1 protein-coding gene is annotated in these 527 nt (G+C 60.7%); it reads right to left on the bottom strand.

Annotation, left to right across the window (positions count from 1 at the left end; genetic code table 11):
* Positions 1-527: radical SAM protein (locus AC3WWR_RS30860; protein ID WP_492599322.1), on the bottom strand; the 527-nt coding region annotated here is incomplete at both ends.

The raw sequence follows: 527 nt of genomic DNA, 5'->3' as shown, positions 1-527 counted from the left end.
AGTTCGACGAAGTCGGCCTCCAGGGCAATGCACAGCTCGATGATGCGGTCGATCTTGTCGATGTTGTGCCGATGGGTCACGAAGTTCAGCACCATCGGGTAGCCATGGGCTTTCACGGCGCGGGCCATTTCCAGCTTTTGCGCGAAGGCCTTTTTCGAGCCCGCCAGCAGGTTGTTCACCTGCTCGTCGCTGGCCTGGAAACTGATCTGGATGTGATCGAGACCAGCCTTCTTGAAATCGCTGATTTTCTGCTCGGTCAGGCCGATGCCGGAGGTGATCAGGTTGGTGTAGAACCCCAGCTGGCGAGCTTCGGCAATCAGCTCGGCGAGGTCCTGGCGCACCAACGGCTCACCACCGGAAAAGCCCAGCTGCGCCGCGCCCATCTCGCGTGCCTCGCGGAACACCTTGATCCACTGCTCGGTACTGAGCTCCTGGCCTTGTTCGGCAAAGTCCAGCGGATTGGAGCAGTACGGGCATTGCAGCGGGCAGCGATAAGTCAGCTCGGCCAGCAACCAAAGGGGCAGGCC

The organism is Pseudomonas sp. EB271-G4-1 (genome assembly GCF_058791355.1).
This window is presented reverse-complemented; position numbering and strand designations above follow the sequence as displayed.